This is a genomic window from Thermodesulfovibrionales bacterium (assembly GCA_035686305.1).
Taxonomy (GTDB): domain Bacteria; phylum Nitrospirota; class Thermodesulfovibrionia; order Thermodesulfovibrionales; family UBA9159; genus DASRZP01.
The window spans coordinates 1-6,228 of the sequence record DASRZP010000110.1; the positions used below are offsets into that span (position 1 = coordinate 1).

A 6,228-nucleotide genomic window follows, 5' to 3' on the forward strand; every position below is an offset into this window, starting at 1 on the left:
TTCCCTCTTTTCGGCAACCCACATATCGATCCCGAAGGGCATGTCCGTCGTTTCGAGAAAAAAATCTATGTAGATCTTCGCCTCTTCAGGGGTATTCGCTACCATCGCCACCATACCCGGAATCCCTGTGGAGGCAGAGAGTCTTTCTTGGTTCTTGATGAGTTCTGCAGCCTTCAGGCGGTCAAAATTCCCCTTCCTGTCCAGAAGTATCCGGTCCTTGTTGTGGAACATTGAAGCTATAAGGAATGGCGGGTTCTCCCCGGGCTGTCCGCCTATCCTGATCCCCGATATTTCAAATACCTTCTGTTCCCTGCTCAATGTAAACATCATCTCTCCTTGAGTTCTTGATAAGATCCTGCCATATTCCGTACCCGTTACCTGTTCGAGGGAGGAGCTTCCAGGAGACTCCTCCCTCTTTCATCGGTCTTCTAAAATATTCCGTGGTCGAACTTTGGCTGTGGCAGATACTCCCACTTCTCGCCCTTCTTGTATTTATCGAAAATGTCGAGGCACTTGAGTGCGTATTCAAAGGCATAGGGAATGCCGGGCCCGCCGGGGACAAAACCGGCGAGGATCATGCCGACGGCAGCAGCCTCAAAGACCTCGTTCCACGTTGCCCCTGCTTCTGCCGCAGGGATGACATGGATGATGCATCGCGGCGAACAGTAGCCGACGCCGCCCGACATGAACATGAGCTCTTTGATCTTCTTAGACAGGGCCCCATCTCCGAAGATCGAAGCATAGAAGTCCGCAAAGGTCCTCCCGGGTTCAGGAGTGACGGTGTTTATGATCTGGAACATCCTCGGGACGAAACCGCACTGCTTCTTCATGTACGCATTTACTTCTTCTGCCGTCATCTTCTTTTCTTCTGCCATTGCTGTCTCCTTTTTCTCAGAAAATCGTTTATGAACGCTCCCCAAATTCCCCTACTTCTTGAACCTCCTCTCAGCCCGAAGCTGCGATCCGATCACCTCCCTCCACTCAGAGTTTCCACTCAAAGGCTACATCGTGGAACTTCTTGATGTTCTCATACGGGATGGTCGGCGGTATGTCACAGCCTGGCACCAGGACAAATCCACCTTCCTTCGCCGCGATCTCTATGACCTCCTTGCAGGCCTGTTCGACTTCATCCACAGTCTTATTGAGAAGGACATGGACGGGGGCGATATTCCCGCCGAAGCACATCTTGCCGAAGAGGGCCTCCCGTGCCTTTCCTATGTCCACTTTTTGATCGAGGAATATGACGGAGCAGCCTGTCCGCGGAAAGAGATCGAGGCGGTCGCTGGTATTGCCGCATATATGGAGTATCGTATGGACACTCTTCGATTTTGCCCAGTCGCTCATCTTCTTCAGAGGGGGCACCGCGAACCGCTCCATCTGTTTCGGGTTTATCAGATCTCCTGAGGCCGTGGGATCGGCAATGCTCAAACATTCAATCCCTCCGGCGACGAGCGGTTCATAGAGGCGAATCAGGAGGTCGGCACAGAAATCAACCATCCTTTCGACAAAGGCAGGTTTCTTGAAGATGGCCTTCATGAAGGCCTCTTCACCGACGAACCGCGCAGCAAGGGTAAAGGGGCCCCAGCATGTCATCGTGACGAGATACTTCTTCCCGATCTTCTCCTTCACCCTCATGGTGGCGTCCATAACGGTCTTGACAACAGGGTGTTTATGGATGTCGTCTATCGTGAGTTTTGCGATGTCCTCTTCCGAGTTGACAAAATGGGCCGTGAGATCGGGAGCGCCGATCTCCCGGTACTTGATGCCGGCGCCGAAGGCAGTACCGAGGGCCGCCGCATGAAAATTGTTATAGCCCGACCCGACGTACACGACGTCGCTTCTGATTTTATCGGCCTCGGTGACACACATATCGGCCATCTTCTCGGGATTCAGGGAGAGTTCTTCGAAGCTCGTGCCATAATCCTTGATCGACCACATTCCGCCCCCAAAAAGGGTGACGGGGATCCTTTCCGGTTTTCCCAGCTCAAAGGCCTTCAAGATGATTTCTCTCGGTGTCATATGTCCTCCTCTTATGATGGTCGAGATCATACCGTACAATGGTGAAGATCATGGACAGCCCGTTTGAACTCGGCGAGGTCTATGGGCGCCTCAATTGTCAGCGCATCAGTCTCAAGCTTATCATAACCACCGACAAAGATTACAAGAACCTCGGGCAGCACGGTCTTGATGATCCGTATCGCGTCGTGTACAGAAAGGCCGAAGGGTTCGGAATCGATGACAACCATGCTGTAGTTTCTTTTCAGTGCCATCTTGACGGCAAGGGCAGGGTGATCCGCAATCTCGACCAGATATCCTTCGTCTCTCAGGATGCCATAGAGGTTCTTCATCAAGAGCGGGTCATGAGAACAGAGGATTACCTCTTTCATACTATGAGCCCTAAGAGCAATTCCGATGCCAAAATGAAGAGCGGCTTTTCATGAGGCCGGAGGCCCTTCTTCCAGGGATTTATGCAGCGTAAGTGTAGAAAAATTCCCCATGAGAATGGGGCAGATTTCCCCATATAAAGAGTGGCGACCTTTCCGGGAGGGCCGCTGGTGAGCGCGGCGACCGCAAGGCTTGAGATGAGAGGGCTTGCCGACGTTATCGCAATTGGCGAGTCAGCGGACAGAGAGGATTGAGCAACCGGTGATGTATTCAGTAAGCGATGTTTCTGTAGTTGCCGAGACTCGATCCTACAGACAGTGAAAGATCAAGTCCGAACTGTTAGTTTTTCTTGGAAAGAGAGTCCCCTCCAGCAACTCATGAATGATTTAATGAATTAGGGACACATCCCATATTTATTGACATTCGCGATCGGTTTCTGTAAACTTCTCTTGTGCCAAGGATAGCGCGGGCAATTGCAGTCGATTTTCCGCACCACATCGTGCAGAGGGGGAATAATAGGGAGAATGTCTTTCTGTCGAAGAAAGACAGAGAAAAATACCTTGATTTGCTCAAGAAGTATTCGGAGAAATGGGATGTTCCTGTACTTGCCTACTGTCTTATGAGTAATCATGTGCATTTGCTGGCCCGCCCCAAGAATGAAATGGCGCTGTACAAGATGATGCAGGGTCTAACCCTTTGTTACACACAGCACATAAACAGGACTTACAACAGAACGGGCAGGTTATGGGAGAGCCGGTATCATTCCTGCATTGTGGATAAGGAGAGATACCTGTGGGCGGTGGCCCGATACATCGAGCAGAATGCGGTCCGGGCGAAGATGGTGAAGAGGGTGGAGGAATATCCCTATTCGAGCGCAAGGGCTCATATGACGGGCAAGAGGGATGAGATATTAGGGGAGGAACTCTTTGAGAAGGGGCAGAGAAAGGACTATCGAGAAATACTCAGGTCGAGAGTCTCTGACGCAGAGATGGAAGGTATCAGGTATTCGACGAAGACTGGAAGACCCTTCGGGGGAGTAAGATTCATAGAGACAATGGAGAAGAAACTTCGAATGAGATTTATCCTTAAGTCACCGGGAAGACCGAAGAAAGAAAAAGGAAAATAGGGATGTGTCCCTCATATTACTCATATTATTATTATCATATTATCAAGAGGTCTTCATCCCCCGGGCATCTGTGCACATTCATTGAAGATTCGCACTCTGCAGCGCCGGCACCTCTCGGGGTCCAGTCTCGGAACAATACTCTTTATTGCCTCGATCTTGGAGTGAAAGACGTTTTCTTCGCCAATACTTCTGTTACATCCGCCCCGTTTCATGACCTCAACGACCTCTCCTTTGAGTGAGCAAAGATAGATCTGGCGTCCGTTGACACGCAGGCGATGGGCCTCCTGGTTGAGCATTTGGCATCCTGCGACGTCGATGAAATTTATACCACCACCGACAATAAGAATGTGTGCCTGTTCCGGATAGTTTATTGTTATCTGATCCAACTGTTCTGCTACGTGATTCACAGCACCAAAAAAGATTGAGCCATCAATCCTGATTATCTTAAGCTGTGGACATTCGGAAAGAGGTTTCTTCTGCACATTGATGAAACTCTTCTTTTTGCTGTCGGGATCTGGGGCAAGGGTCACAAAGATCGGATGGGATGTCCGGTTGAGGTAGAGCAGCAGAGAAAGAATCACTCCGACATATATCGCAAATTCCAGCTCGACAAATAATGTCGCTATGAATGTCGCAATGAGTATTCCAGCCTCGGGTTTGCTTGTCCTGATAATGGAGGTAATATGGTGCGTATCAATAAGACCGTACGCAACCAGGAAAAGGATTCCGGCCATGGAAGCTATCGGGAGGTAGGCGGTCAGAGGAGCTATGAGCAGTAATATGCCTGTCAGAGTGAGCGCGGCAAAGACAGCGGCCAGTGGCGTCTTTGCTCCCGCTTCGTAGTTCACCCCACTTCGGGTAAACGACCCGGACGAGGCATAGCTCGAAAAGAAACTCCCAATGATGTTGGATAATCCCTGCCCGACGAATTCCTGATTGCTATCAATGCGCTGTTCGGACTTTGTTGCTATTGATCGAGCAATGGAGACGGCCTCGGCAAGCCCAAGCATGGCAACAGCCAAAGCGGGAGGAGCAAGCTCGCGCAATGAAGCGGTCGTAATGTAAGGATGTGATAGGGGCGGAAGATGACCTGGAAGTGATCCTACCAGTCTGACGCCATGTTCGCTCCCCTTCATTATCATAGCCATGACACTTCCAGCTATCATTGCGATTAGCATTCCGGGCCACTTGGGTTTCAGCATCTTAAAAACAACTGCGATAATCAACGTGCTAAGACCTATCATCAGGACGTAGAAGTTGGTCTCTGACAGGCTTGATAGTATATCTGCCCATATATGAATAAAAGAGTGTTTCTTGGGTGACGCGACTCCCAGGATATTGCTGAGCTGACTTGTTGCAATCAGTATTGAAGCACCTGCAGTGAAGCCAACCACAACAGAGTGAGACACAAAATTCACCAGGGCACCAAGACGGGCAACTCCCAATCCAAATTGAAAAAGACCTGCAAAAAAGGTGAGGGTGAGGGCCTTCTGGATATATTCAGTGCTTGAAGGCTGAACAAGGGGACTGAGCGTAGTGAAGATCACAATCGATATTGCCGTTGTGGGACCTGAAATGAGATGACGAGATGATCCAAAGAGCGCAGCAATGATTGCCGGTACGATTGCTGAATAGAGGCCGTATTCAGGAGGCAGTCCAGCAATGATTGCAAATGCCACACCTTGAGGTAGTACGATTATGGCTCCGGTGATTCCTGCAATAATGTCCGCTTTTATTGTGCGACGGTTCACCATGGGCCACCACTTCACGAATGGGAAATATCTTCTTAATGATGTCACTGTTTCCTTTGCAGTTACTGGAGCATTGTTTGTTTCTATAATCCGGCTGACTGATCTTCCCTTGTAAAAATTGTATCATACTGAGCGTTTTACTTATTGAAACCCAAGTAGGCAGTCCAAGTTTGATAGGCAGGACACACAAATAAGCTTGGAGAGGGTAAAACGGGATGATATAATTCAGTGAGAGGGGACCGTCTCAAGGGCGTGCAAGGTGTTCGGTTATTCCCGCGACAGCTTTTATCGCTTCAAAGAGTTGTATGACACCGGTGGGGAGTTGGCCCTACAGGAGATCAGCCGTAAGAAGCCTTGCGTAAAGAATCGGGTGGCGCAGGAGATTGAGGATGCAGTATGCGCCATGGCTCTTGAGAAACCGGCCTTCGGACAGCTCAGGGTGTCGAATGAACTGAGGAAAATAGGTTTATTCATCTCACCGGCGGGCGTACGGAGCGTGTGGGTGCGGCATGACCTTGAGACCTTCAAGAAGAGACTGAAAGCGCTTGAAGCTAAGGTAGCGCAGGAGAATCTGATTCTGAGTGAGGAACAGCTTCAGGCGATGGAGAGGGCGAAGCAGGAGAAGGAAGCTCGTTTCTGGGGTCGGTCAGTGGGGTCTTGTTAATTGACATTAAACGAATGCGCGGAACGGGAGACGTCGCCAATTTAAACAAAATAGCATTCATACCAACAGGCTAAACGTTCATTGGAATTAGCTAGCGGTCGTACACTGTCTGCTTGGTCAAGTCCTAACTTTTACATATTTAAAGCGACTTAGAAAAGGAACTAGACATAATGTATTAAACCTGTCCTACCTTAAGGCACGTGGGTTAAGCTTTAAGGTCGGAAAAACCAAAGGCTCAGAGCCACAATTAAGGAGGACAGGTTATGCATCAGTATACCACGAAGTATGTAGGGATGGATGTG

At 49.7% G+C, this 6,228-nt stretch carries 6 protein-coding genes and 1 pseudogene; 2 read left to right on the forward strand and 5 right to left on the reverse strand.

The genetic code is table 11. The features are described from left to right. The 4 genes from VFG09_12730 to VFG09_12745 all read right to left on the reverse strand — a co-directional run. Window positions 1-330 (reverse strand): hypothetical protein (locus VFG09_12730; GenBank protein HET6516021.1); only part of this gene is annotated, 330 nt, incomplete at its 3' end. Between the two features lie 98 nt (window positions 331-428). Then, complete coding sequence (locus tag VFG09_12735) at window positions 429-875, reverse strand: hypothetical protein (protein ID HET6516022.1); 447 nt, start codon at window positions 873-875, stop codon at window positions 429-431. Between the two features lie 106 nt (window positions 876-981). Next, window positions 982-2,019 (reverse strand): uroporphyrinogen decarboxylase family protein, encoded by a 1,038-nt coding sequence (locus VFG09_12740; GenBank protein ID HET6516023.1) that lies wholly within the window; start codon window positions 2,017-2,019, stop codon window positions 982-984. 26 nt (window positions 2,020-2,045) lie between these two features. Further along, window positions 2,046-2,387 carry a hypothetical protein gene (locus VFG09_12745; GenBank protein HET6516024.1) on the reverse strand — a complete coding sequence of 114 codons (342 nt, stop codon included), beginning with the start codon at window positions 2,385-2,387 and terminating at the stop codon, window positions 2,046-2,048. A gap of 449 nt (window positions 2,388-2,836) precedes the next feature. On the opposite strand from VFG09_12745, the gene VFG09_12750 reads away from it, so the two are divergent. Beyond that, window positions 2,837-3,511, forward strand: a complete 675-nt coding sequence (locus tag VFG09_12750; protein ID HET6516025.1) for a transposase — start codon at window positions 2,837-2,839, stop codon at window positions 3,509-3,511. Between the two features lie 53 nt (window positions 3,512-3,564). Here the strand turns inward: VFG09_12750 and VFG09_12755 are convergent, their stop codons facing one another. Further along, complete coding sequence (locus VFG09_12755; GenBank protein HET6516026.1) at window positions 3,565-5,280, reverse strand: SulP family inorganic anion transporter; 1,716 nt, start codon at window positions 5,278-5,280, stop codon at window positions 3,565-3,567. A gap of 172 nt (window positions 5,281-5,452) precedes the next feature. Between VFG09_12755 and VFG09_12760 the strand changes: the two are divergent. Continuing rightward, window positions 5,453-5,893, forward strand: a pseudogene (locus VFG09_12760) (helix-turn-helix domain-containing protein). Window positions 5,894-6,228 lie beyond the last annotated feature (335 nt).

Bases quoted from the DNA above. Each gene is read 5' to 3' on its own strand.
- VFG09_12735 (HET6516022.1), bottom strand. From the start codon at position 875: ATGGCAGAAGAAAAGAAGATGACGGCAGAAGAAGTAAATGCGTACATG.
- VFG09_12740 (HET6516023.1), bottom strand. From the start codon at position 2,019: ATGACACCGAGAGAAATCATCTTGAAGGCCTTTGAGCTGGGAAAACCG.
- VFG09_12745 (HET6516024.1), bottom strand. From the start codon at position 2,387: ATGAAAGAGGTAATCCTCTGTTCTCATGACCCGCTCTTGATGAAGAAC.